Here is a 25,724-nt window from a genome sequence, read left to right on the forward strand (position 1 = left end):
CATTTATCCTCTAGGCAATGGTATGAGCTTCGTCTGGGAATGCACCGCTTTCAACATCAGCCATGTATTGAGCCACGGCTTTGCGCATATCGCCTGTTTCAGCAAGGAAGTTTTTCGAGAATTTTGGCATGTAGTTCGCCGAAATTCCAAACATATCGTGCATTACAAGAATTTGACCATCTGTCACATTACCTGCACCAATACCAATTACTGGAACATCAAGAACTTGCGTAATACGAGCCGCTAATTCAGCAGGAACACACTCTAGTAAAACAATTTGAGCACCAGCTTCTTGCAGTGCCAGTGCGTCTTTTACCATACGATCGGCTTTTTCTTGATCGCGGCCTTGCACCTTGTAACCACCAAAGATATTGACTGATTGGGGGGTTAGACCAAGGTGAGCACATACTGGTACAGCACGTTCAGTTAGCATCTTAACGGTATCAACTAACCAGTCGCCGCCCTCGATTTTTACCATATTTGCACCAGCACGCATTAGCGTTGCTGCGTTCTCACACGCTTGCTCTGGCGTTGCGTAGCTCATGAATGGCATATCAGCCATCAATAGACAGTTTGGGCTGCCTGCGCGTACACTGCGGGTGTGATAAGCGATATCTTCAACAGTAACTGGTAACGTGTCTGATTTACCTTGCAGAACCATACCTAGAGAGTCACCTACTAATAAAACAGGCATTTCTTGGCTTTCAAAAAGTTGGGCAAAGCTCGCATCGTATGCAGTTGAAGTGGCAAATTTACGACCTTCTTGCTTCCACTTAATCAGGTCGTTAATGGTCATTTTTTTCATTGTTTTTTCCTCACTAGGAGTTGGCTATGACTGCCAAATGCTGAGGCCGTTACGATCTACTTGCTCAAGTAGTGACGATACCTCGGTCCCGTCTGGGAGTTGTAAACTTGGTGCAATTTCCGCAAGAGGGTAGAGTACGAACTCGCGCTCTCTCATTCCATAGTGTGGAACTGTCAGTCTTTCGGAATCAATCACCTCATTGCCGTAAAGAATCATATCGAGATCCAAGGTTCTTGGTCCCCAACGTTCATCTTTACGGACACGCCCTTGTTCTTGCTCAATCGCTTGGGTGCAATCGAGTAGCTCAAGAGGCGTCAAATTGGTTTTTATCGCCACAACCGCATTGATGTAATCCGGTTGGTTTTGTGGTCCCATCGGCGTACTGCTGTAGAGCGAAGAGGCTTGCACAAACTCAGAGTTTGGGATTGATTTTAGAGCCTCAATCGCTTGTTTCGCTTGGCTGACGGGATCAGCCAAGTTACTGCCTACCGCAATGTATGCTGTGATCATGATTTTGGCTTACTCTTTTTCTTGCGATAGGTTTTGCGGCGGCGTTGACCGGTTTTAGGTGCTTGGCTATCAAGGTCACCTGCCATTGCTTGGCGCATTTCTCGGCCTGCATTTTGGAAAGTTTCCCACCACTTGGCAAGCTTCTGAGTCTCGCCACCCTCAATTTCACCGCGCATTTCAAGAAAATCAAAGCCAGCTCTAAATTTGTTGAGCTCCATTAGGCGGAATGCACGCTTACCATTACGTCGAGGAAGACGTAATTGCAGTTGCCAAATTTCACGGATAGTGGCGGTATGACGGCGTGGAATAGCAATCGTACGAACTTGGTCATCAAGAATGATGTTGCTCGCTTCCATGATGGCATCGTAATGGCACAGATTACGCTGTTCCATTAACTTATCTGCCATCGCACATAGCGGGTACCACAGCATTGCAGCAAACATGAATGCTGGGTTAATGCGCTTGCCTTCTTCAATACGCATGTCGGTTGAATCAAGCACTAAATCGAGCATTTGCTCGGTGTGAGATTCGTATTCTTCCGTGAAGTGCTCAGCAATTGCTGGGAACAACTGTTGGAATAGGTTGTACTCACGCAGGAGGTGATAGGTCTCTAGACCATGACCTGATTGAAGCAGCTTTAACGATTCTTCGAACAGGCGCGCAGATGGGATGTCGCGTAGTAGCGTTGACATCTCTTCAATTGGTGCGGCGGTGTCTTCTTCGATGTCGAAGTCGAGTTTCACGGCAAAGCGAATCGCACGCAGCATACGCACAGGGTCTTCGCGATAGCGGGTTTCTGGATCACCGATCAGGCGAACAAGGCGGTCTTCTAGGTCTTCAATACCACGCGCGTAGTCGTGAATTGAGTAGTCTGCGATGTTGTAGTACATCGAGTTAATCGTGAAGTCACGGCGCTCTGCATCTTCATCAATCGTGCCGTAAACATTGTCACGAAGCAGCATGCCTTCTTTAGACTGCTGTGAAACGTTCTTGTTTTTTTGCTCTTGGTGGTGACCGCGGAAAGTCGCAACTTCGATGATGTCACGTCCAAACATAATGTGGGCGAGACGGAAGCGACGACCAATCAAACGGCAGTTTCTAAACAGTTGCTTGATTTGTTCTGGAGTCGCGTTGGTTGCGATATCAAAGTCTTTTGGTTTCTGTCCAAGCAGTAAGTCTCGAACCCCGCCACCCACAAGAAAAGCATCGAAACCGGCACCGTTTAGTCGGTATAGCACCTTCAGTGCATTGTCACTGATCTGCTTACGCGAAATGTTGTGCTCTTCACGAGTAATTACATTGAGAGCGAGTTCTGGGATCATGGCAGATTCGCTTGTTGTATAGTCGTTTGTATTCATGTGCATCTGGCAATAACTGGGTTTAATCCAATCTTGCTTTGGTTAGTTTTTTACGCCTCTAGGGCCAATTTTGCGGCTAATAATAGCCTACGCAGTGCCGTTTGAGAATCTCGGTGTGATCTCGATCTCTGCTGGAAGCTGCTCTAAACACCAATTTTTACATCCCCAACGCAGTATTTCATCTACATTAGCGGCTTGAATGGCTTCTGGAATATGGAAGCCTAAAAACGTCATGGCGTGCAGCAGAGCAGGCTTCGGATTATCGACATCAATCGCTGTCGCATGATTTTGTTTCGACAGCTTGTTGCCATTAGTATCCATCGCTAATGGCAAATGTAAGTAGCTAACTTCTGGTTTTCCAAGGATTTGGTACAAGCTGATTTGACGACCTGTAGGTTCAATTAAATCGGCTCCACGGACGACTTCAGTCACCCCTTGGTCAATGTCATCTAATACTACCGCAAGATTATAGGCAAATAATCCATCTCGACGTTTAATAATGAAATCTTCATTTACTAACGCAGGAGGCATGGTCATCAAGCCATGCTTCTGATCGAGAAAATTAGCGATGGGCTTGGTCATTTTTAGGCGAATCGCGCCTTCTTTCAAGCCTTTGTCGCGACAAGTGCCGGGATAATAACCACCATGCTCTTTGATTTGCTTGCGCGTGCATTGGCAATAGTAAGCGTCACCATTCTCTAACCAAGTATCAATTTGCGTCTGATAAAGGTTGTGACGGTCACTTTGATAGACCACTTCGCCATCCCAATGCAGTTGATATGCTTTTAGCGCATTCAATATAGCCTCAGCCGCTCCTGGCATCTCTCTTGGTGGATCAAGGTCTTCAATACGAACGAGCCAAGTACCCTGGTTAGCTTTCGCTTGGAAATAGCTGCCCAATGCAGCAACGAGGGAACCAAAATGTAATGGACCAGAAGGGGATGGGGCGAATCGACCTACATAGCGTGTCATGCGTATATCTCGAAATTATACGGGTATAAAAAGCGACAAACTCGACGTTGCGAAGTTAGCTAAAACAAAAAGGGAGCCTGAGCTCCCTTTCAATAATCATAATGCCAGATTGATTAACCTTGCATCTGTTTCTCTTTGATCTCTGCAAGTGTTTTACAGTCAATACAAAGGTCTGCAGTTGGACGCGCTTCTAGGCGACGAACGCCGATCTCTACGCCACAAGATTCACAGAAGCCAAAGTCGTCTTCAGTGATTTTATCTAGAGTCTTTTCGATCTTCTTGATCAGACGACGCTCACGGTCACGGTTACGCAGTTCTAAGCTGAACTCTTCCTCTTGAGAAGCACGGTCAACTGGATCTGGGAAGTTTGCTGCTTCGTCCTGCATGTGGTGTACAGTGCGATCGACTTCTTCCCTGAGCTGATTACGCCAAGCTGTTAAGATCTTTGTAAAGTGTTCAACCTGCTCTGGTGACATGTATTCTTCACCAGGCTTTTCCTGATATGGCTCCACACCGGCAATGGCTAGGATGCCTATCGTTTTCTTCTTTGATTCTGGCATACAGCATCTCCTACTTACACCTAGTCAACTGCTTTGCAGTCAATTTAAGGCGGGTATCTATAGCAAAAAGAGGCGGTGCAGGCAATTACTGAATTGCAAACTTATCATCATTGTGAAGATGACATCATTTTTTCTCTTAATTGATAAATTCAATCGCCGAGATTAGTTTGATTTCAGTGTTGCTTAACTCAGCTTTATAGCAGAGAACTTCCACTCCAGCGTCTTGTGCTTGTTTTAGTAACGTTGAATATTTCGCGTCTATATGGTGCGCCGCGGATACTTTTTCAATACCTGAATGTAAAACAGTGAATAAAAGTATGGCTCTACTTCCATTTTGTGCCATTTCTGTGAGCTCTCTCAGGTGCTTTTGCCCTCTGGTAGTCACGGCATCAGGGAAATAACCTTGTCCTGATGAGCTTTCTTCATCAAGTAGGGTGACGCTCTTCACTTCTATATAACACTTTGATTTGTCGCTTGCGCTGAGCAAGATATCAATTCGGCTATTTTCATTGCCATATTTCACCTCAGTTTGAAGTTGGTCATATCCCAACAACTCTGAAATGACATTATTTTCAATTGCTTCTACGGCTAATTGGTTTGCGCGAGTGGTATTAATGCAGATCCGATGCCCTCGTGCGGTTTCACTGAGTTCCCAGCTGTTCGGATATTTGCGCTTTGGGTTATCGGAAGTGGAGTACCAAACTTTGTTGCCCGGAGTGGCACAGCCTGTCATTGCGCCAGTGTTCGCACAGTGAATTGTTCGAATCTCACCGTTATCCAGTTCGATATCGGCAAGAAAGCGTTTGTAGCGTTTGAGCAGAGTCGCTGACTCTAGAGCGGGTTCGAATTGCATTTGCTTATTTAGCCAAGAGTGTTTTTATGTACAATGTTGCCAACATTACACCACAGGGTATTTCCTTTGTCACAATTGCCGATTGAAGCCGTGATGCCACAATTACTTACGGCGGTCAAAAATCAACATCAAGTGATCCTCAAAGCCGCACCAGGTGCTGGTAAATCCACGTACTTCCCACTGCAACTTCTACAAAAACAATCTGTGACAGGCAAAATCGTGATGCTGGAGCCTCGACGTCTGGCGGCGCGTAATATCGCTCGTTATCTCGCGCAGCAGTTAGGTGAACAAGTTGGAGAACGTGTTGGGTACCGAGTTCGTGGTGAAACGAAGGTGAGTAAAAACACGCAACTTGAAATTGTGACTGAAGGGATCATGACCCGTATGATCCAAAGTGACCCTGAATTAAACGGCATCGATTTACTGATCTTTGATGAATTTCATGAGCGCAGCATTCACGCAGACACCGCGTTGGCTTTCAGTTTGGAGGTTCAAGAGGCATTACGAGATGATTTAAAGCTTGTTGTGATGTCGGCAACGCTCGATCAAGGTGCGTTGCAAACCTTGCTGCCAGAGGCGGCATATATAGAGTCTCAAGGTCGCAGTTTTGAGGTAGAGACTCGTTACTTGCCGCTAGGAGTCAACGATCACCTACCGACATCAATGGCAAAAACAATAGAAAGTTTAATTCAGAAAGAGTCTGGTTCTTTGCTTGCTTTTCTTCCGGGTGTTGGTGCCATCAAGCAAGTGCAAGAGCGTTTAGTACACCTACCTGATAACGTAGAAGTGTGTCCGTTATACGGTCAACTTAGCTTTGCCGAGCAGCAAAAAGCCATCGCTCCTGCTTCTGGAGATAAACGCAAAGTCGTGCTCGCGACTAACATTGCCGAAACTTCTTTGACCATTGAAGGTATTCGACTAGTTGTTGATTCTGGATTAGAGCGTGTGGCGCGTTTTGATTTGAAGAATGGGCTTACGCGATTAGAGCAAGTACGAGTGGCACAATCGTCTGCGATTCAACGTTCTGGTCGTGCAGGGCGTATTGAAGAGGGGATTTGCGTTCGCCTTTACTCTGAAAGCCAATTTAAGCAGCAACCACAAGTGCCACAGCCAGAAATACTGCACTCAGACTTAGCGAGCCTAGTGATGGAGTTAGCCTTTTGGGGAGCGGGAGATATTTCCGAGCTCAAATGGCTCAACACTCCTTCGGCGGCATCTCTTGCTCAAGCTAAGCAGTTGTTAATTGTGTTAGGGCTGCTTTCTGAGCAAGGTCAACTGACTCCTGAGGGCAAAATTGCTCATGAGCTTGGTGTAGAACCTCGCTCGGCAGCTATGCTAATTCAAGCACAGCAACATGACGTAAAAATGCTAAACACTGCACTGGCTGCGGTCGCTCTTATTGAAGAGCCAGAGCGTAATATCACGAATATCGCACACAGCTTACATCGTTGGGTGAGTGGTACACATCCGAAAAAATCGATATTGCATAAGCGATCTCAAATCGTCGCCCTTAAACTGGATACGATGTTCAGTCTATCAGAGGTTGATGAGCGAGCACTGCCGTTAGTATTAAGCCTTGCATTTCCTGATCGTGTCGCGCAGCAACGTTCGAATCAACATGGGCGTTTTACATTGTCCAACGGACATGGTGCTGAGTGCCGACCAGAAGAAACTTTAGGCGATTGTGATTACTTAATCGCGATTGATTTAATGCGATCGCATTCCAACTCTAGTCAAATTAATCTGGCTTGTGAACTAGATATCAATGAGTTAGAAGAAGTGTTTGAGCATCTCTTTACAACAGATGATGTGGTTGATTGGGATGAGAAAAAAGGTCGATTGATGGCTGAGCGTCAAGTTAAGCTTGGGCGTTTGATTATCAAGCGGGATGCCTTGCCAAGCCCAGGCAAAGAAAAAATGACACAAGCTTTACTCACCTATGTCCGCCGTCAGGGCTTACAAAGTCTAAACTGGACACCAGCAGCGGAGAATTTACTAGAACGTATTCGCTGCGCAGTGGAATGGTTACCAGAGCAGGCTTGGCCAAGTTTTGATGACGTTGATTTGCTGGCGAGCTTAGAAGAGTGGTTAGAGCCATACATGAGTACGGTTGCCTCAGTGAAAGACTTGGCAAAGGTAAATTTAGTGGAAGCACTAAATGCTCGATTGGGATGGCCGTTGAATCAGCATATTGATGAGTGGTTGCCTGAAGAGTACCGCCTGCCAACTGGTTCGAAAAAGCGAATTCGTTATCAGTGTGGTCATGAGCCTGTGCTTTCTGTCCGTATGCAAGAGGTGTTTGGTGAAAGTACTTCACCAACTGTGGCACAGGGACGTAAGCGCCTGGTGCTTGAATTACTCTCTCCAGCACAACGCCCTCTTCAGGTGACGACAGATCTCGCCGCATTCTGGGTGGGAAGCTACAAAGAAGTACAGAAAGAAATGAAAGGTCGTTACCCTAAGCATGTTTGGCCTGACGATCCAGTGACGCATGTAGCGACAACCAAAACAAAAAGACAATTGAACAATGACTGATACTAAAAAGCCCGGTGCAAAGCGAGCGCCAGCCAAGAAGACCGCGTCAAGTAAAACGACGACTAAGAAAAGTGGCGCAAAACGCCCAAGAAAATCACCAGCGAAAAAAACAAACAATGGTAAACGTTCTTGGCTTAAAGTCATTTGGTCGTTCAGTTGGAAAGCCGGCGTTGCCTTGGCTGCGGTGTTATTGTTTGTCGGTATTTACCTAGATAGTGTGGTTAAAGATCGCTTTGATGGTCAGTTGTTTGATCTGCCTACGGTGGTTTATGCCCGCATTCTCAATTTAAGCCCAGGACAGAACATTACGATTAAAGAGATGCGTAATGAACTCGATGTGCTGAACTACCGTAAAGTCAGCCAGCCTCGTTACCCAGGTGAGTATTCATCTTCTTCAACGCGTATTGAACTGATTCGTCGTCCGTTTGAATTTGCTGACGGGCCAGAGCCTGATCGTCATGTGATGTTGCATTTCTCAAGCAGTGGCTTACAACGTATTCAATCTTTAGAGTCGAAAGGTGATCTTGGCTACTTACGCATTGAACCTAAGATGTTGGGAATGCTGGAAAAAGACCAAAATGAGCAACGTTTGTTCTTACGCCGCGATCAATTCCCGGAGATCTTAGTTGATGCATTATTAGCGACGGAAGATCGCGACTTTTATCAACACGATGGTGTATCACCACTTGCCATTGCACGTGCTTTAGTGGCGAACATCAAAGCGGGTCGTACCGTACAAGGCGGCAGTACGCTAACTCAACAGTTGGCGAAAAACTTGTTCCTGACTCGTGATAAAACCTTGTGGCGTAAGGTGCGTGAAGCGTATATCGCATTAATTCTCGATTATCGTTACAGCAAAGACCGTATTCTGGAAGCTTACCTCAACGAGGTATATTTGGGTCAGAGCGGTGGTGATGCGATTCATGGTTTCGCTTTGGCATCACGCTATTACTTCGGTCAGCCTATCCAAGAGCTACGTATCGATCAGCTTGCAATGCTCGTGGGGATGGTAAAAGGACCGTCTTACTACAACCCTATTCGCTACCCAGAACGTACTAAGACGCGTCGTGACTTAGTACTGCGTCTACTGATGCAACAAGACATGCTGACTGCGCAGCAATACGAACAAGCGGTGAGTCGTCCACTTGATACACAAAGCAAGCCACGTATCGCTAGTCGACAGCCTGCGTATTTCCAACAACTGAATATCGAACTGAAAGAGAAGGTGGGTGACAACTTCAAAGCAGAAACCGGATTACGCTTATTTACCTCTCTTGATCCTGTATCGCAAAGTAAACTCGAAAAAGCCATTGCGAAGAAAGTCCCTGAACTGGCAAAACGTGCGGGTAAGGAGCTTGAAGCGGCTGCTGTTGCCGTGGATCGTCATAGCGGTGAAATTCGCGCAATGGTTGGCGGTAAACGTGTCGGGTATGAAGGCTTTAACCGTGCACTGAATGCCAGTCGTCCAATTGGGTCATTGGTTAAACCTGCTATCTATCTGACGGCATTGGAGCAACCTGAAAAATACAACCTTGGGACAACGCTTCATGATACGCCTCTGAGTTTGAAGGGGAGCAAAGGCTCCGTTTGGTCGCCACGCAACTTTGACCGTAAGTTTCGTGGTGATGTTCCGTTGTATTTAGCCTTGGCAAAATCATTGAATGTACCAACCGTTCGTTTGGGGATGCAGCTTGGTATCCCAGAGGTGTCTAATACCTTAGAACGCCTTGGTGTTGATAAGAATGAAATTCGCCCTGTGCCATCCATGTTCTTGGGCTCATTTTCATTAACACCGTTTGAAGTAGCGCAAATGTATCAAACGCTGACTAACTCTGGTAAGCGTGCCAAGCTGTCGGCGCTGCGTTCGGTTGTCGATATGGACGGCAATGTGCTTTATCAATCTCTCCCTCGGTCAGCCCCAGCAGTAGATGAACAAGCGGCTTGGTTAACGACCTATGCTATGAAGCAAGGTGTCGCACAAGGGACAGGACGATTCCTACAAAGTCAGTTTGCTTGGGCAGCACTAGCAGGAAAAACGGGTACGAGTAACGACAGTCGTGACAGTTGGTTTGTGGGTATTGATGGGCGTGAAGTTACCACGATTTGGCTTGGGCGCGATGACAATAAGTCTACCAAGTTGACAGGTTCAAGCGGTGCATTGCGTGTTTACGCGGAATACTTGAAACAGCGTATTCCTGAAAGGTTGGAGCTACCTTGGCCAAAAGAGGTGACGACACTTGGCTTCCAAAAAGCAGCGAACGGCGCGTTAGAAATCAATTGTCGTAGTGAGTACAAATTGCCAGTGTGGGACAAAACTGGGCAAATCAAACAACAATGCGAGAAAAAGTCGAACTGGTTGAATAATTTATTTGATTGGTAAGACCATCAAAAACACCATCACTGACTTGTGCAGTTGTTCAATTCTTAGTACAAGTAGGTGTTAAATATTCAATAAAGGAAGAAGTGAATGTTCAAAAAGTCGATCTCAAGCTCATGGTTGCGTTTTATTGCACTGTGGGTCTGCTCCTTTTTGATTGCCACTCCTTCCTTTGCCAAACACATCAGTGATGATCATCCTCGCCCTAAAATTGCTGTCGTGCTTGCTGGTGGTGGTGCAAAAGGGGCTGCCCATATCGGGGTTTTAAAGGCGCTTGAAGAGATGCATATTCCGGTTGATATCATTACCGGCACTAGCATGGGCGCTTATGTCGGTGGTTTATATGCAACTGGCATGAGCGCGGATGAAATTGAAAGCTTTATCTACAGTGTGGATTGGAACAGCGGCTATCGAGACCGTGTTGACCGCAGCCAACGTCGCGTCCGCGACAAAGAATATGAAGACCGTTATCAAATCACGACAGATCTAGGCTTAAGGTTTGGTGAAGTTCGTTCACCGACTGGTGTCGTTCAAGGGCAGAATATGCTTCGTATTTTGCGTGAAACGACAGGTAACCTTGGTCGTTTTGACTCTTTCGATGACCTTGCTATCCCATACCGCTCAGTCGCCACTGACATTGTTGAATTGGAAGAAGTGGTGCTTGATAACGGCTATCTTGTTGATGCAATGATGGCAAGTATGTCTGTTCCAGGCGCACTCCCTCCTTATGAACTAAATGGTCATATGCTGGTGGATGGCGGTGTGGTCAATAACATGCCCGTAGATGTCGCTCGTGCTATGGGGGCCGACATCGTTATTGCGGTGGATATCAGTACTGACTACAAAAGCAAAGAAGACTTTACCGGTTTGTTTACCGTTGCTGATCAGCTTTCTAACTATCTTGTTCGTCGTAGTACCCAAGAGCAAGCCGAAACACTAAGCGGAGATGATGTTTATATTCGTCCTAATGTAGGGCAAATGGAGACGGTTGAGTTCAATAAAATGCCCGATGCGTTTCAGGCTGGTTATGAGATCACCAAGAGTCTTGAGTCCAAATTGAAAGGCTTGAGTGTGTCGAATGCCGAGTACCAAAAGTACATTGAGCACAAGCAAGATGCGCGTAAAAATCTGGAATATGGTGATCAGCGCGTGGTTGATCAGATTGTATTGGTGAACAATACGCACTATAGCGATGTGTTGCTGACTAACCGTCTAGAGCTTGATACTGGGCGACCATTAAAAACAGACGAAATCGAAAAAGCGGTCGAAAACCTTTATGCGCTGGATCGCTTTGAATTGATCACTTACCACTTCGAAGAGATCGATGACGTTAATCTATTGGTCTTTGAGGTAAACGAAAAGTCATGGGGACCGAACTACCTCAATTTTCGCTTCTTCCTAGAAGATGACTTTAACACTGACAGCCAGTACGGAATCGGCGTGTCAGCAAACTTCACCAATCTGAACTCTCACGGTGCGGAACTGACTCTAAATGTTGATATGGGCACTGATAAACTGATTGAAGCGGAGTTGTACTCTCCAGTGCTTTCGAGTCAGGAATTGTTTGTTTCTGGAAAACTCAATTACAACACTGAAAACCGGAACTTACCTCTCGATGACGAGTTTGAAAATCCGGATATCGGCTCAGTTTACGATTACCTACCATTTTCTTACACCGAGTTTATTACTGAGCTAGCAGCGGGTGTGCAACCAACCTTGTGGCAAGAGTTCCGAGTTGGTGGTCGTTATACCAAAGGGACGATAGAAGCCTCCACCATTCAGTCTGCGGGCAATTTAGATTACGAGCGACTGGGGTTATTTGCCAACTATCGCTTAGATACACTGGATGATTTTGCATTTCCGACTCGTGGCATGCTGATTGACTTGGACTACCTTGTTTCTCACGACAAAACTCCAGAAGGTCTCCGAGGTGAAAACGCAAAAAACAGTATTGAAGATACGGTTTATGAAATTACCGCTCGTTTTAAGGGGGCGGTGACTCACAGTCGTCATACTTTAGTCGGTCAAGCGGAATACAGCTTTGTTGAGAGTAAAAACTCTTTTGTACCTTTGGACCCTAGAGAGCTAGGTGGTTTCTTAAATTTGTCTGGTATCCCTCGTAACAGTCTGATTGGACAAAACTTATTCTACACCAGTTTGGTGTATCGTTATAAATGGATGGATAACGATTTTGGGCTGTTTGAAGCGCCAGTTTACCTTGGTGCATCCCTTGAACATGGTGGTGTTTGGTCGGATAACGATCTCAAGCTGAATGAGGCACCGCTGTACAATGCCGCATCAATTTTCTTTGGTGTTGATTCGCCAATAGGACCCGTTATGTTGGCATACGGTCGTACAGAGCAGAATTTAGATGCTGTGTACTTGATCGTTGGAACATCATTTAAATAACCGGGAATAGGACAGCAAAATCTCCGCATATTTAGCCGAAATTCACAGGACTTTAGTCGTAAGTTGCTATGTTGGTCAAAATGATGAGATTTTAATTTAAGGTTAAATTTGCTATCCTTTCGCCCACAGTTTGGCCTCTACGGCGCTGTTTCTCAATCAGAATTGAATGAAAACAAGGGCAATGGAGAGCCAAGTTTCCAAGGATGTTCACTCCTTTACTTTGAAAAATAGTAATTAAAAAGGAGGAACCGCAATGAGAGGAAAAAAGTCGTGCTTGAAGCCTACCGTAAACACGTCGAAGAGCGTGCTGCCGAAGGAGTTGTTCCTAAACCGCTAGACGCTGAACAAGTTGCTGGACTTGTTGAACTTCTGAAAAATCCCCCGCAAGGTGAAGAAGCTTTTATTCTTGACCTACTAGAGAACCGTATCCCACCAGGTGTAGATGAAGCTGCTTATGTAAAAGCGGGTTTCCTGACGGCGGTAGCAAAAGGTGAAGTGGAATCACCACTTGTGAGCCGTGAAAAGGCAGCTGAGCTACTAGGTACAATGCAAGGCGGTTACAACATCGCTCCTCTAGTTGAATTCCTAGAAGATGATCTACTAGCGCCTATTGCTGTAAAAGCGCTGTCTCATACTCTACTGATGTTTGACGCTTTCTATGATGTTGAAGAGAAGGCTAAAGCAGGTAATGCATTCGCGAAACAAGTTCTACAATCGTGGGCTGATGCTGAATGGTTCACATCGAAGAAGAAAGTCGCGGATCAGATTACTGTTAAAGTATTTAAAGTAACCGGTGAAACCAACACCGATGACTTGTCTCCAGCTCCAGATGCTTGGTCTCGTCCAGATATTCCAGTACACGCAAAAGCGATGCTGAAAATGGAACGTGATGGCATTGTACCGGATCAACCAGGCAGCGTTGGTCCTATCAATCAAATTGAAGAACTGCAAAAAGACGGCATTCCACTAGCATACGTAGGTGATGTTGTTGGTACCGGTTCTTCGCGTAAATCAGCAACTAACTCAGTGCTTTGGTTTATGGGTGAAGATATCCCATTTGTACCAAATAAGCGCACGGGTGGTATCTGTCTAGGTGGTAAGATCGCCCCAATTTTCTACAACACGATGGAAGATTCTGGTGCACTACCAATTGAACTAGACGTGCAAAACATGAACATGGGTGATGTGATTGATATCTTCCCATACGAAGGTGTTGTGCGTAAAAACGGTGAAGAGATCTCTAGCTTTGAACTGAGCAAAGTGTTGCTTGATGAAGTTCGTGCTGGTGGTCGTATTCCACTGATTATTGGTCGTGGCTTAACAAGCCGTGCTCGTGCATCACTTGGTCTAGAAGAAACCGATCTTTTTGCTAAGCCTGTTGACCCTTCAGCTTCTGATAAAGGTTACACCTTGGCTCAGAAGATGGTGGGTAAAGCATGTGGCGTAGAAGGTGTACGTGCAGGTCAATACTGTGAACCGAAGATGACAACGGTAGGTTCTCAGGATACTACCGGTCCAATGACACGTGACGAACTAAAAGACCTTGCGTGTCTGGGCTTCTCTGCTGATCTCGTGATGCAGTCATTTTGTCACACGTCTGCTTATCCAAAACCAGTCGATGTAAATACGCACCATACACTACCTGATTTCATTATGAACCGTGGTGGTGTATCGCTTCGTCCTGGTGATGGTGTAATTCACTCATGGTTAAACCGTATGCTTCTACCTGATACCGTTGGTACGGGTGGTGATTCACATACACGTTTTCCTCTTGGTATTTCATTCCCAGCAGGTTCAGGTCTCGTTGCATTCGCAGCTGCGACAGGTGTTATGCCACTGGATATGCCAGAGTCAATCTTGGTACGCTTTAAAGGTGAAATGCAGCCAGGTATCACGCTACGTGACTTGGTACATGCCATCCCTTACTACGCAATCCAACAAGGTCTACTGACGGTTGAGAAAGCAGGTAAGATCAACGAATTCTCTGGTCGTGTACTAGAAATTGAAGGCGTTGAGCACCTAACTGTAGAGCAGGCATTCGAGCTGTCTGATGCATCAGCAGAGCGTTCTGCGGCAGGTTGTACAGTTAAGCTATCTCAAGAGTCTATCGAGGAATACCTAAACTCAAACATCACTATGCTTAAGTGGATGATCTCGGAAGGTTACGGCGATCGTCGTACTATCGAGCGTCGTATCACAGCGATGGAAGAGTGGTTAGCAAACCCAGAGTTGATGGAAGCAGATGCGGATGCAGAATATGCGCACATCATTGAAATCGACCTAGCAGATATTCACGAGCCAATCCTATGTGCACCGAACGATCCAGATGACGCTCGTCTTCTATCTGAAGTTCAAGGTACACAGATTGATGAAGTGTTTATCGGTTCTTGTATGACTAACATTGGTCACTTCCGTGCAGCAGGTAAATTGCTAGAGCAATACGGTGGTCAATTAGATACTCGTCTATGGGTGGCACCGCCAACCAAGATGGACCGTGACCAACTGACAGAGGAAGGTTACTACGGTATCTATGGTCGTGCTGGTGTACGTATTGAAACGCCAGGGTGTTCTCTATGTATGGGTAACCAAGCACGCGTAGCAGATAAAGCGACGGTAATGTCGACTTCAACGCGTAACTTCCCGAACCGTCTTGGTACGGGTGCTAATGTTTACCTTGCGTCTGCGGAGCTAGCAGCGGTAGGTGCAATTCTAGGTAAGATTCCAACCAAAGAAGAGTACTTAGAATACGCGAAGCAAATTGATGCGACAGCAGCAGACACATACCGCTACTTGAACTTCCACAAGATGGATCAGTACACCAAGAAAGCGGCAGAAGTGATTTTCCAAGAGCCTGCATAATTCTTAGTGAGCTTTGCTAATACTTGATAAGCGCCCACCATTTGGTGGGTGTTTTTTTAGATAACGCATTGCGAGAGATCCCCAGCTCGCTCGTACCTCGCTCTTGAGGATGACGATTAAATAGCCAAGAGTAAAAACGATGTCATTCCCGAAAACGACAAAGGAGTGCTGTCGGGAATCTCTTTTAAACAAGCGATTGAGAGAACTCCGCGTCTCGCGCTTCTCCCATCCCATATCTCCCTGTATACTCCGCACCAAATTGATACGAAAAGGCGATCTCGATGGAGTTTGAATTCATCCGCAATACATTGATGGGCGAATATTATGTCAAATGCAGTATGGGGCATGAGATTGTAGGTCGCTGGCTACAAGAAGAAATTGGCAAAGATCCGGCTAAGATTGCGCAAGTTGAAAGCTTGGTTGAACAGGCATTTTCTTCGCCATCTCAAGAGCATAGATTAACTGGATCTGAGATAAGTTTAATGATCGTCGGCGATGAAGTTCTGGTTCAAGAAAACGTACTGGGTCACGACTATGAAGTCGAGATGGAAAGTGAGTTCGATTTCTATGATGCTGAGAGTACTGCGAGTTGTGGTATTGAGGACTTTTGTGCCTTGATAGAGCAGTGGAAAGACTTTTTGAACATTTAATGCACAATTTTGGGTAGTCTAATTAGGGTTGCCTTATATTTGTGAAAAGGGCGCACCGATGTGGTGCGCCCTTTTTGTTTACAAGATTATTATTTTTAATAAGTTCATATAAATCAAATAGATAAAAAGTTGGCACGCAGCTTGGATTAATACAAGTGTTTCAGGATGAAAGCTGCGGAGAAGATTCAATGAAAATCATTAATGCCATTATAAAGCCTTTTAAATTAGACGATGTGCGCGAAGCATTGGCTGATGTCGGTATTGAAGGGATGACAGTATCTGAGGTTAAAGGTTTTGGTCGCCAAAAAGGGCACACGGAACTATATCGTGGTGCTGAATACCAAGTCGACTTTCTACCAAAAGTAAAACTAGAAATCGCGACCCATGCAGACAATGTTGAACGCGTGGTAGAAGCCATCACTAAAGCGGCTCAAACCGGAAAAATTGGTGACGGCAAGATTTTTGTCTACGACCTAAACCAAGCCGTGCGTATTCGTACTGGTGAAATGGACGCAGAAGCACTTTAAGAATTCAAGGGATTGGAGAACTATCATGGAATTAACAACAACGGTAACGGAATTACGTTACGCACTCGACACCTTTTTCTTCCTCATTTCCGGTGCGTTGGTAATGTGGATGGCAGCAGGCTTTGCCATGCTGGAAGCGGGCTTAGTTCGCTCTAAAAACACCACCGAAATTCTAACCAAAAATATCTGTCTATATGCGATTGCCTGTACCATGTTCTTATTGGTCGGCTACAACATTATGTATGTTGATAATGGCGAAGGCGGCTGGCTACCATCATTTGGTGCGCTAATTGGCACACAAGGTGAAGGGGCAGATCATTCTCTAGAGTCGGACTTCTTCTTCCAAGTTGTATTCGTAGCTACAGCAATGTCAGTCGTATCTGGTGCAGTTGCTGAGCGCATGAAGCTTTGGTCTTTCCTTATCTTCTCTGCGGTACTGACGGCATTTATCTACCCTATGGAAGGTTACTGGACTTGGGGCGGTGGTTTCTTATCAGAAGCTGGCTTTAGTGACTTTGCTGGTTCAGGCATTGTACACATGGCGGGTGCAGCAGCAGCGTTAGCTGGCGTATTACTACTGGGTGCTCGTAAAGGTAAATATGGCAAAAATGGTGAAATCTACCCAATTCCAGGTTCAAACATGCCTCTAGCGACATTAGGTACATTCATCCTTTGGTTTGGTTGGTTCGGTTTCAACGGCGGTTCTCAACTAATGGTTTCTGACTTTGAGAACGCGACAGCGGTAGGTCAAATTTTCTTGAACACTAACGCTGCGGCAGCGGCAGGCGCAATTGCAGCTCTACTAGTGTGTAAAACCACTTGGGGTAAAGCTGACCTAACAATGATTCTGAACGGTGCCTTGGCAGGTCTTGTAGCAATCACTGCCGATCCTCTATCACCATCACCACTTTATGCTGTGGCTATCGGTGCGGTATCTGGTGCGCTAGTTGTGTTCAGTATCATTGGTCTGGATAAAGTGAAGATTGATGATCCTGTAGGTGCTATCTCAGTTCATGGTGTGTGTGGCTTCTTTGGTCTTATGGTTGTGCCGCTAAGTAATGGTGATGCCACATTTGGTGCACAGCTTCTAGGTGCTGCTGTTATCTTCGCTTGGGTATTCGGTGCAAGCCTTGTGGTATGGGCAATTCTGAAGGCAACAATTGGTATCCGAGTGTCGGAAGACGAAGAGTTGGAAGGTATGGATATGCACGACTGTGGTGTTGGCGCTTACCCAGAATTCGTGACTGTGAAATAACAGTCATAACGACACAATTCGTTACAAAGTTAATCATCAAAAACCTGCTCTGACGAGTAGGTTTTTTTTATGGATTAATTGTTTTCTTATTGAACATGCATATAATAACGCAACTGATAAACGTTATCATTAGCATGGTAAAGGATTAAACAATGAAAAAACTGCTAACTCTTTCAGCGATTACTTGCGCAACTCTAGCTCCAACAGCAATGGCTGCTGAAGAAGTGAACGTCTACTCTTACCGTCAACCTTTCCTAGTTGAACCTATGTTCAACGAGTTCACTAAAGAAACTGGTATCAAAGTAAACGTTAAGTTTGCGAAAAAAGGTCTAGCAGAGAAGTTGGCTCAGGAAGGCGAATACAGCCCTGCTGACGTAATCCTTACTACAGATATCAGCCGTCTAGCTGAACTGACAAACAAAGGTCTGGTTCAAAAGGTAGACAGCAAAATCATCGAAGAAAACGTACCTGCACAGTACCAAGATAAAGAAAACGAGTGGTTTGCTCTAACTCTACGTACTCGTAACGTTTACTCTTCACGTGACCGTGTTGGTAAGCTAGGTAACGATTTCAACTATGCAGACCTAGCAAAGCCTGAATTCAAAGGCAAAATCTGTACACGCAGCGGTAAGCACCCTTACAACGTATCTCTAGTGTCTTCTATGATCGCGCACCACGGTGAAGCTGAAACAAAAGAGTGGCTAGAAGGCGTTAAAGCGAACCTAGCTCGTAAGCCTCAAGGTAACGACCGTGCTCAAGTTAAAGCAATCAAAGAAGGTCTATGTGACGTTTCTCTAGGTAACAGCTACTACCTAGGTAAGATGGTTAACGACAAAGAGCAAAAAGCTTGGGCTGACGCGGTATACATCAACTTCCCTAACCAAGAGACAACAGGTACTCACGTAAATATCTCTGGTATGGCAATGGCGAAGTTCTCTCCAAACAAAGACAACGCTGTGAAGCTAATGGAATTCCTAACTGGTGACAAAGCGCAGCAAATGTATGCAGAAGTAAACTACGAGTACCCAGTAAAAGAAGGCGTTAAGCGTTCTGAACTTGTGGAATCTTGGGGTGACTTCAAAGCAGATACTATCTCTCTAGATGACATTGCTTCTCACCACGAAGCTGCAATTAAGCTACTAGATGAAGTGAAATTTGACCTTTAATTCCATGTGGGGGTATAACTATACCCCCATTTGATTAAAGGATATGAGATGTATTTGCAACTGCATTTGTATTTCATAAAGCCTTGCAGTATTTAGGCAATGAAGAATAAACATTCTCTATGGAAAACCAGTAGTGGGGTGATCACCCTGTTACTGGTTTTGCCGATCTTAGCGATCTTCTATACCGCCATTGGCGAGACGGATGACTTGTTTACGCATTTGATGTCGACGGTCATGCCAACCTACATCTATAACACCGTTGCTCTGACCTCTGGTGTGATGATTCTTTCTTTGATTCTCGGTATCCCAAGCGCTTGGTTTATGGCTATGTGCAAACTGCCAACCGAGAAATGGTTACAATGGGCATTGGTTCTGCCTCTTGCTATGCCGGGTTATATCATTGGTTACATTTTTACGGATTGGTTTGATTTTGCCGGACCGATCCAGATCTTCTTACGTGATATAACCGGATGGGGACCTGGTGAATACTGGTTTCCTGATATTCGTACCTTGAGTGGTGCGACCTTTGTTCTTTCTCTGGTTCTTTATCCATATGTTTACTTACTCTGCCGAGCGGCATTTATGGAACAGAACGTCTCTTTGTTACAAAGTGCACGCTTACTGAAGTGTTCTCCTTGGGAGAGCTTTTGGCGTATCTCTTTACCGCTTGTTAGACCTTCTATCGCCGTTGGTTTGTCTCTGGTCGCGATGGAAACCATTGGTGACTTCGGCACCGTCAGCTATTTTGCAGTGAACACACTTACCACTGCGGTTTATGATACTTGGCTTGGGTATTCGAACCTGAATGCCGCAGCGAAAATTTCAGCCATGATGTTGGTGATAGTTGTGTTGCTGTTAAGTGCTGAGCGCTACAGTCGCCGCAAGCAGAAGCTGTTCCAAAGCCAGTTTAATAGTCATGAAGATTTTCGCTATGAACTTCAAGGTTGGCAAAAGTGGGGCGCATTAGTTTGGTGTTGGGGCTTGGTTGCGATCGCATTTATTTTCCCTCTGCTACAGTTGATTGATTACGCTATTACTTACTTTGCGCAAAGCTGGACACCGGAGTTTCGTGAATATGCATGGAATAGTTTGGTGGTGTCAGTCGTGGCTGCAATCATCGGTGTTGCGATTGCTTTAACGGTAAACTTTAGTCAGCGAGTCAATGGTGGACGTTCAAGTTTAGCCTTTATGCGCCTATCTTCAATGGGATATGCGGTACCTGGTACTGTGCTCGCCATAGGTGTGATGGTAGCGGTGCTGTTTATGGATCATCGCGTGAACGATATTGCTAAAGCGATGGAGTGGGGTAGACCGGGACTGATCTTCTCAGGATCTATGTTTGCTCTGATTTTCGCGATGGTTGTTCGTTTTTCTGCTGTCGCGATCGGTAGCGTTGAGAGTAACCTAAATAAGATTTCGCCATCGTTGGATATGGCTTCGCGTACGATGGGGTGTACACCAAACACTATGTTGTGGCGTGTGCATTTTCCATTGGTTAAGCGTGGTGCCTTAATTGCTGGTCTGTTGGTGTTCATTGAGTCGATGAAAGAACTCAATGCCGCGTTATTGCTGCGCCCATTTAACTTCGAAACCTTGGCGACGTACGTGTATAACTTTGCCTCGGATGAGCATTTAGAACTTGCTGCATTACCCGCCGTATTACTGGTTCTTGTTGGGTTAATCCCGCTTGTTGTTGTTAACCGTTCACTGGAGCAAAGTCATTAATGAGCTGTGCATTATCCATTCAAAATCTTACTTGCCAGTATGAGTCACAAACTGTTCTTGAGTCTTTGTCCTTAGAAGTGGAACAGGGGCAAATTGTTTGTCTATTAGGCGCAAGTGGTTGTGGTAAGACAACGCTTCTGAAAGCCATTGCAGGTCTCCTTCCGCTAAGTTCAGGTCAAATGAGCCTGAACTGCCTCACTATTGATGACGGTAAAAATTGGTTACCACCAGAGCAGCGTAATATTGGCATGATCTTTCAAGATTACGCCTTGTTTCCGCACCTGACGGTTGCCGAGAACATTGCGTTTGGTTTAAAGAATGAAACAGCGCAACAAAAGCTGCTGAAAGTAGAGGAAATGTTGGGCTTAGTTCATCTTAAAGGCTTTGGTGAACGTTACCCGCATCAGCTGTCAGGTGGTCAGCAACAGCGTGTTGCGATTGCTCGTTCACTGGCGTATAAGCCGGATCTTCTGTTGCTTGATGAACCATTTTCTAACATCGATACTCAGGTGCGTCACGAGCTGATCCGTGAAATTCGCAAGATTTTTAAGGAGCAGGGAGTTACTGCGATCTTTGTAACTCACAGTCGTGAAGAAGCTTTTGCTTTTGCCGATAAGATGGCCGTGATGAACCATGGTGTGATTGAACAGTACGGTACTGCCTCTGAACTTTACTACCAACCGTCGAGTAAGTTTGTTGCTGACTTCCTAGGTGGTGGTAGCTACCTTGCTGCAAAGCGAATCTCTGAGAGCGAATTTGATACACACCTTGGCGTGGTGGAAGCGAACGCTCAGCAAGACATTAAGATGGATGGAGACTGTGCGCTGTTACTTCGTCCTCAGCATGTACAGATTGCCGCTGATGAAGAAAGTGCGGTCAAAGTGCTTGAGCAACACTTTATGGGTGATCACTGCCGTTATGTGATTGATGTTAACGGCGACCGTTTATTAGCGACGTCAACGCAAGCGTTGAATGTCGGTGATAGCGTCGCAGTGAAAGTGGAAACACAAGGCGTGTTGGCTTTTGCGTAATCAGTTAAGCCCAAATTCAGCACCATAAAAAAGCCCGGCGCTAAAGCCGGGCAAGTGTTCTTCACCTATAGGTTATGTGCTCGAAGCGGGCACAAGGTGTCAGTTATAAAGACAAGAAGTCTTTAAACTGTTGAAGAACACGTTCCGCAGTGTCCTTATCTTGCATCTCTGCAAAAATACGTAGCAACGGTTCGGTACCAGAGAAACGAGCGATAATCCAACCACCGTTTTTGAAGTAAACTTTCGCACCATCTTCGTAGCTGACTTTTTCGATCTCAAACTCAAACTCAGGTAACTGCTTCTCAATATAAATCTTGTTGAACAACGCGTCTTTTTGCGCAGGTTTGAATTTGCAATCGCCTTCAGCCATATACGCATAGCCGTACTTACCGTAGATTTCATCGAGTAACTCAGACAGTTTTTTACCGGTTACTGAAATCATTTCCACCAATAGGCTTGATGCGAATACGCCATCCTTACCTTTGATGTGACCGCGAATGGTTAGACCGCCAGAACTTTCACCGCCAATCAGTGAATCGTCAGCTTCCATTTGAGAACTGATATGCTTAAAGCCGACAGGAACCTCAAAGCACTTTTCTCCGTGGTCTTCCGCGACTTTGTCGAGTAAGTGTGTAGTTGCGATATTACGCACTACTGAGCCTGTCCAGCCTTTGTATTCAAGCAAGTAGTAGTAAAGCAGCAGTAACACTTCATTTGGATGAATGAAGTTACCTTTCTCGTCGATAATGCCAAGACGGTCTGCATCGCCATCGGTACCGATACCAATGTCATAGCCTTCCTGCTCAACAAGGTGCATCAAGCGATAAAGCGTTGCTGCACTTGGCGATGGCATCAATCCGCCAAAGTCTGGGTTCTTGCCATCGTTGATCACGTCGACTTCACAGCGACCATTAATCAGTACCGTTTGAAGTGCGTTTTTTGCAACACCAAACATAGGGTCGATCAATACGCGTAGATTTGCCTTTTTGATCGCCTCGATGTCGATAAAGTCAATGATTGAGTCAACAAACTCGTTCATCGGGTTGATGATTTGAATCAGCTTATCTTCAACCGCTTGTTCAAAGTCGACGCTTTTTACATCTTGTGTCGTTAGTGTTGATATTTGTGATTCGATTTTTTGTGTGATGATTTCATCAGCGTCGCGACCGCCTTCAATGAAGACTTTGATGCCGTTGTAATCGGCTGGGTTGTGTGATGCGGTAATACATGCCGAGTAAGCACAACCCATTTCCTTCGCTTTGAACATCACGATAGGCGTTGGAACAAACTTGTCGATAAAGCTAACCACAATGCCGTTTGCCGCTAATACTTCAGCGAACCAACGACCAGCTTTATCAGAAAGAAAGCGGCGGTCATAACCAATGACAAAACCACGATCAGCCACGGATTCGTTATTCGTAATGTTTGCGACTGCTTGAGCAACCAAACGTACATTATCTTTGGTGAACTCCTCACCGATAAATGCACGCCAACCACCTGTACCAAATTTGATCATAATTCGATCCTCGATAAGAGCGGCATCCCACCGCTTCTTAAATCTTTGCTAGCGAACCGATGCGCTTATCAAACTCAAGTGCACCGGATAAACCAAAAGGGGAGAAGGACTCCCCTAAAATATGATTAACCTAGAGTAACGATAACTTCGTTTACTGAATCTTGTGCTTGAACTGGCACCGATGCACCACTTACAGCTTCTCCGTTTACGGTAATCGACTTAACGCCTTTGCTCACTGAATCAGGGTTAACGACTTTGATGTTGTACGTTGCACCTAACCATTGACGAGTCACTTCGAAACCTGGCCAGTTCGTTGGGATACAAGGATCGATGGTCAGACCATCGAAGCCTGTACGCACACCGAGGATAAAGTTGGTTACGGCGAAGTAAGCCCAACCAGATGTACCTGTTAACCATGGGTGGTTTGCACGACCGTGGTCTTGGTGGTCACGACCCATGATGAACTGTACGTACGAGTAAGGTTCTGCAATACGTTTTTCGATGATGTCGTTCTGGTTGTATGGGTTTAGTGCATCGTAGAACTTCATTGCACGGTCACCACGACCTAATTTAGCCTCAGCTACCCAAGCCCATGGGTTTGGATGTGAGAAGATTGCCCCGTTTTCTTTTACGCCTTGATAAACGCGAGTAACAAAGCCGATGTCATCGTTTGGTGTTGCGAATGATGGTGAATTTAGGTGTAAGCCATATTCAGAGAACAGGTTCTCATCGACTGCGTCCATCGCTTTTTCACCGCGCTCTTGAGATACCGCACCTGAAAGTACCGCAAGCGTGTTTGACTCAAGGTGTACTCGACCTTCCGCTTGTTGCGCTGTACCGATCTTGTCACCATTTTTCGTTAGACCACGGATGTACCAACCACCTTCGTCATCCCAAAGGTGTGTTTCACATGCTTCACGAACGTTTGCTGCCATTTCCGTGTATTTTTCAACGTCAGCTTGTTTACCTAAGTATTTCGCTAGGTCGATGAACTCTTGCAGTGCCCAGAAGTGTAGGAACGACACCATTGAAGATTCACCACCACCGAGGTTTAGACAGTCGTTCCAGTCTGCACGCAGACCTTTACAGATACCGGTTTGACCTACGTATTCAGCCGAGAAGTCTAGTGCTGCCTTCATGTGGTCATAAACCGTGGCATCACCGCCGTCAGCATAAGGGATCACTTCGTCGAAGAAGCTATGTTCACCCGTTTCCATCACGTACTTACAGATGGTTGGGACTAACCATAGATGGTCATCCGAACATGTGTCTTCGATACCGTGAATCTTGTCTTCATCAGACGGAGTAGGAACAACTGTCGGTGATTTCGATGGTTTAACGTCAGCTTTTTCTGGATCGAACCAATCTGGATCAAATAGGTGTAGACCATAACCCGCTTTCACCTGACCGCGTAGCAGGTCAACGATACGTTTACGCGTCATTGCAGGGTTAGCATGAGGAACTGAGATCGCATCTTGCGCTGTATCGCGGTAACCCAGACCAGTACGACCACCCACTTCGATGAATGAAGCAAAGCGAGACCAAACGACACAAGTTTCCGCTTGGTATAGCGTCCAAGCGTTGATCATGGTGTCTAGACCTTCGTTTGGTGATTTCACTTGGAACTTGCCACAACGCTCATCCCAGTGTGCTTTGATACCAGCAAATGCGTTGTCAACTTCTGCAAGATCTTGGTACTTAGCACGCAGACGCTCACCGTTGCCTTTACCGATACCTAGAATGTAAGCAAAGCGAACTTCCTCACCTGGTTGGATGGTAAATTGCTTGTGCAGAGAGCCACAGTGGTTGTAACAAGTTTGTGCGGTGTTGAAACACTTACCTTGTTCTACTGCTAACGGATTTGCTTCGTCACGGTATAGACCAAGGAAGCTGTCACGTTGACCGTCGTATGAATCTGGGTCAAATGTTGAAGCTAGGTAGTAGAAACCTTCGAAATCGTTCGTGTTGTAGTACAGGTCGTACTCAATCACGCCTTCGTTGTAAGCCGTACCTGCTGAGTAAAGAGACATCTGATGGTTTTGGTTATCAGATTGAATGTGGCTGAATGAGAACTCAACAAATGAGAATGCGCTGATCGTGCGTGGTTTGTCGGAGGTGTTTTTAATCACTACATCCCAGATTTCAGCGTCTTCACCTTTTGGAACGAACAATGTTTTCGTCGCGGTAATACCGCTGTATTCACATTTGAACTTAGAGTAAGACAAGCCGTGACGAACTTCGTAGTTTGCTTCATCTAGGCTTTTCGCAACAGGTTGCCAAGAGATTGACCAGTAATCACCTGTCTCATCATCACGCAGGTAAACGTAGTGTCCTGGGCGATCGAATGTCGCGTTTGGACGGAATTTAGTAACACGGTTGTATTCTGGAGAGTTGTAGAACGAGTAGCCACCCGCGTTGTGCGAGATAACTGTACAGAACTTCTCAGTACCTAGGTAGTTTGTCCATGGTGCTGGTACGTCAGGGCGAGTGATGACGTATTCGCGATTCTCGTTATCGAAATAGCCGTATTTCATTTGTGTATTTCCTTTTTACTAAGCTGCGCCTGCAGCCAAAAATTTAAAAACTCTTTAAGCGTGATGCGTTGGCATCTGGCTT

General features: G+C 45.7%; 18 protein-coding genes. 10 read left to right on the forward strand and 8 right to left on the reverse strand.

The features are described from left to right. Window positions 1-10: 10 nt before the first annotated feature. The 6 genes from panB to sfsA form a co-directional block, all read right to left on the reverse strand. Window positions 11-805, reverse strand: coding sequence for a 3-methyl-2-oxobutanoate hydroxymethyltransferase (panB, locus tag QMY49_RS01225; protein WP_283312507.1), 795 nt, complete (start codon window positions 803-805; stop codon window positions 11-13). 24 nt (window positions 806-829) lie between these two features. After that, a complete protein-coding gene (folK, locus tag QMY49_RS01230; protein WP_005446287.1) occupies window positions 830-1,315 on the reverse strand; it encodes a 2-amino-4-hydroxy-6-hydroxymethyldihydropteridine diphosphokinase in 486 nt (161 codons plus the stop codon). Beyond that, entirely contained in the window at window positions 1,312-2,679 is a 1,368-nt protein-coding gene (gene pcnB / locus QMY49_RS01235; RefSeq protein WP_005446289.1) for a polynucleotide adenylyltransferase PcnB, read from the reverse strand. Before pcnB ends, folK begins: the two co-directional genes overlap by 4 nt. An 81-nt stretch (window positions 2,680-2,760) precedes the next feature. Further along, on the reverse strand, window positions 2,761-3,645 hold the full coding sequence (gene gluQRS / locus QMY49_RS01240) for a tRNA glutamyl-Q(34) synthetase GluQRS (protein WP_188014847.1): 885 nt from the start codon (window positions 3,643-3,645) through the stop codon (window positions 2,761-2,763). Between the two features lie 113 nt (window positions 3,646-3,758). Then, window positions 3,759-4,205: an RNA polymerase-binding protein DksA gene (gene dksA, locus QMY49_RS01245; protein WP_005439389.1), complete on the reverse strand. Its 447-nt coding sequence runs from the start codon at window positions 4,203-4,205 to the stop codon at window positions 3,759-3,761. A gap of 136 nt (window positions 4,206-4,341) precedes the next feature. Next, on the reverse strand, window positions 4,342-5,058 hold the full coding sequence (sfsA, locus tag QMY49_RS01250) for a DNA/RNA nuclease SfsA (protein WP_283312515.1): 717 nt from the start codon (window positions 5,056-5,058) through the stop codon (window positions 4,342-4,344). A 66-nt stretch (window positions 5,059-5,124) separates the two neighbouring features. On the opposite strand from sfsA, the gene hrpB reads away from it, so the two are divergent. From hrpB to QMY49_RS01300, 10 genes are all read left to right on the forward strand, one after another. Next, window positions 5,125-7,593 carry an ATP-dependent helicase HrpB gene (gene hrpB, locus QMY49_RS01255; RefSeq protein ID WP_283312517.1) on the forward strand — a complete coding sequence of 823 codons (2,469 nt, stop codon included), beginning with the start codon at window positions 5,125-5,127 and terminating at the stop codon, window positions 7,591-7,593. Then, window positions 7,586-9,973 carry a penicillin-binding protein 1B gene (mrcB, locus tag QMY49_RS01260; RefSeq protein ID WP_009698745.1) on the forward strand — a complete coding sequence of 796 codons (2,388 nt, stop codon included), beginning with the start codon at window positions 7,586-7,588 and terminating at the stop codon, window positions 9,971-9,973. Before hrpB ends, mrcB begins: the two co-directional genes overlap by 8 nt. 87 nt (window positions 9,974-10,060) lie before the next feature. Next, a complete protein-coding gene (locus tag QMY49_RS01265; RefSeq protein ID WP_038897991.1) occupies window positions 10,061-12,379 on the forward strand; it encodes a patatin-like phospholipase family protein in 2,319 nt (772 codons plus the stop codon). Window positions 12,380-12,649: 270 nt separating this feature from the next. Further along, window positions 12,650-15,238, forward strand: coding sequence for a bifunctional aconitate hydratase 2/2-methylisocitrate dehydratase (gene acnB, locus QMY49_RS01270; protein ID WP_009698743.1), 2,589 nt, complete (start codon window positions 12,650-12,652; stop codon window positions 15,236-15,238). A 281-nt stretch (window positions 15,239-15,519) separates the two neighbouring features. After that, window positions 15,520-15,888 (forward strand): YacL family protein, encoded by a 369-nt coding sequence (locus tag QMY49_RS01275; protein WP_009698742.1) that lies wholly within the window; start codon window positions 15,520-15,522, stop codon window positions 15,886-15,888. Between the two features lie 188 nt (window positions 15,889-16,076). Continuing rightward, on the forward strand, window positions 16,077-16,415 hold the full coding sequence (locus QMY49_RS01280; RefSeq protein ID WP_005439398.1) for a P-II family nitrogen regulator: 339 nt from the start codon (window positions 16,077-16,079) through the stop codon (window positions 16,413-16,415). Between the two features lie 25 nt (window positions 16,416-16,440). After that, window positions 16,441-17,670 carry an ammonium transporter gene (locus QMY49_RS01285; protein ID WP_005446299.1) on the forward strand — a complete coding sequence of 410 codons (1,230 nt, stop codon included), beginning with the start codon at window positions 16,441-16,443 and terminating at the stop codon, window positions 17,668-17,670. Window positions 17,671-17,822: 152 nt separating this feature from the next. Further along, window positions 17,823-18,836: a Fe(3+) ABC transporter substrate-binding protein gene (locus tag QMY49_RS01290; protein WP_005446300.1), complete on the forward strand. Its 1,014-nt coding sequence runs from the start codon at window positions 17,823-17,825 to the stop codon at window positions 18,834-18,836. Between the two features lie 99 nt (window positions 18,837-18,935). Next, window positions 18,936-20,561, forward strand: a complete 1,626-nt coding sequence (locus QMY49_RS01295; protein WP_017189149.1) for an ABC transporter permease — start codon at window positions 18,936-18,938, stop codon at window positions 20,559-20,561. Continuing rightward, window positions 20,561-21,592: an ABC transporter ATP-binding protein gene (locus tag QMY49_RS01300; protein WP_047512882.1), complete on the forward strand. Its 1,032-nt coding sequence runs from the start codon at window positions 20,561-20,563 to the stop codon at window positions 21,590-21,592. The genes QMY49_RS01295 and QMY49_RS01300 overlap by 1 nt, the downstream gene beginning before the upstream one ends. Window positions 21,593-21,695: 103 nt before the next feature. Here QMY49_RS01300 and QMY49_RS01305 read toward each other — a convergent pair whose 3' ends face one another. Together QMY49_RS01305 and QMY49_RS01310 are read right to left on the reverse strand one after the other, a co-directional pair. After that, complete coding sequence (locus tag QMY49_RS01305; protein WP_009698740.1) at window positions 21,696-23,108, reverse strand: phosphoglucomutase/phosphomannomutase family protein; 1,413 nt, start codon at window positions 23,106-23,108, stop codon at window positions 21,696-21,698. A 125-nt stretch (window positions 23,109-23,233) separates the two neighbouring features. Then, window positions 23,234-25,642 carry a glycoside hydrolase family 94 protein gene (locus QMY49_RS01310; protein WP_049535483.1) on the reverse strand — a complete coding sequence of 803 codons (2,409 nt, stop codon included), beginning with the start codon at window positions 25,640-25,642 and terminating at the stop codon, window positions 23,234-23,236. Window positions 25,643-25,724: the final 82 nt, after the last annotated feature.

It is taken from the genome of Vibrio harveyi (assembly GCF_030060435.1).
Taxonomy (GTDB): Bacteria; Pseudomonadota; Gammaproteobacteria; order Enterobacterales; family Vibrionaceae; genus Vibrio; species Vibrio harveyi.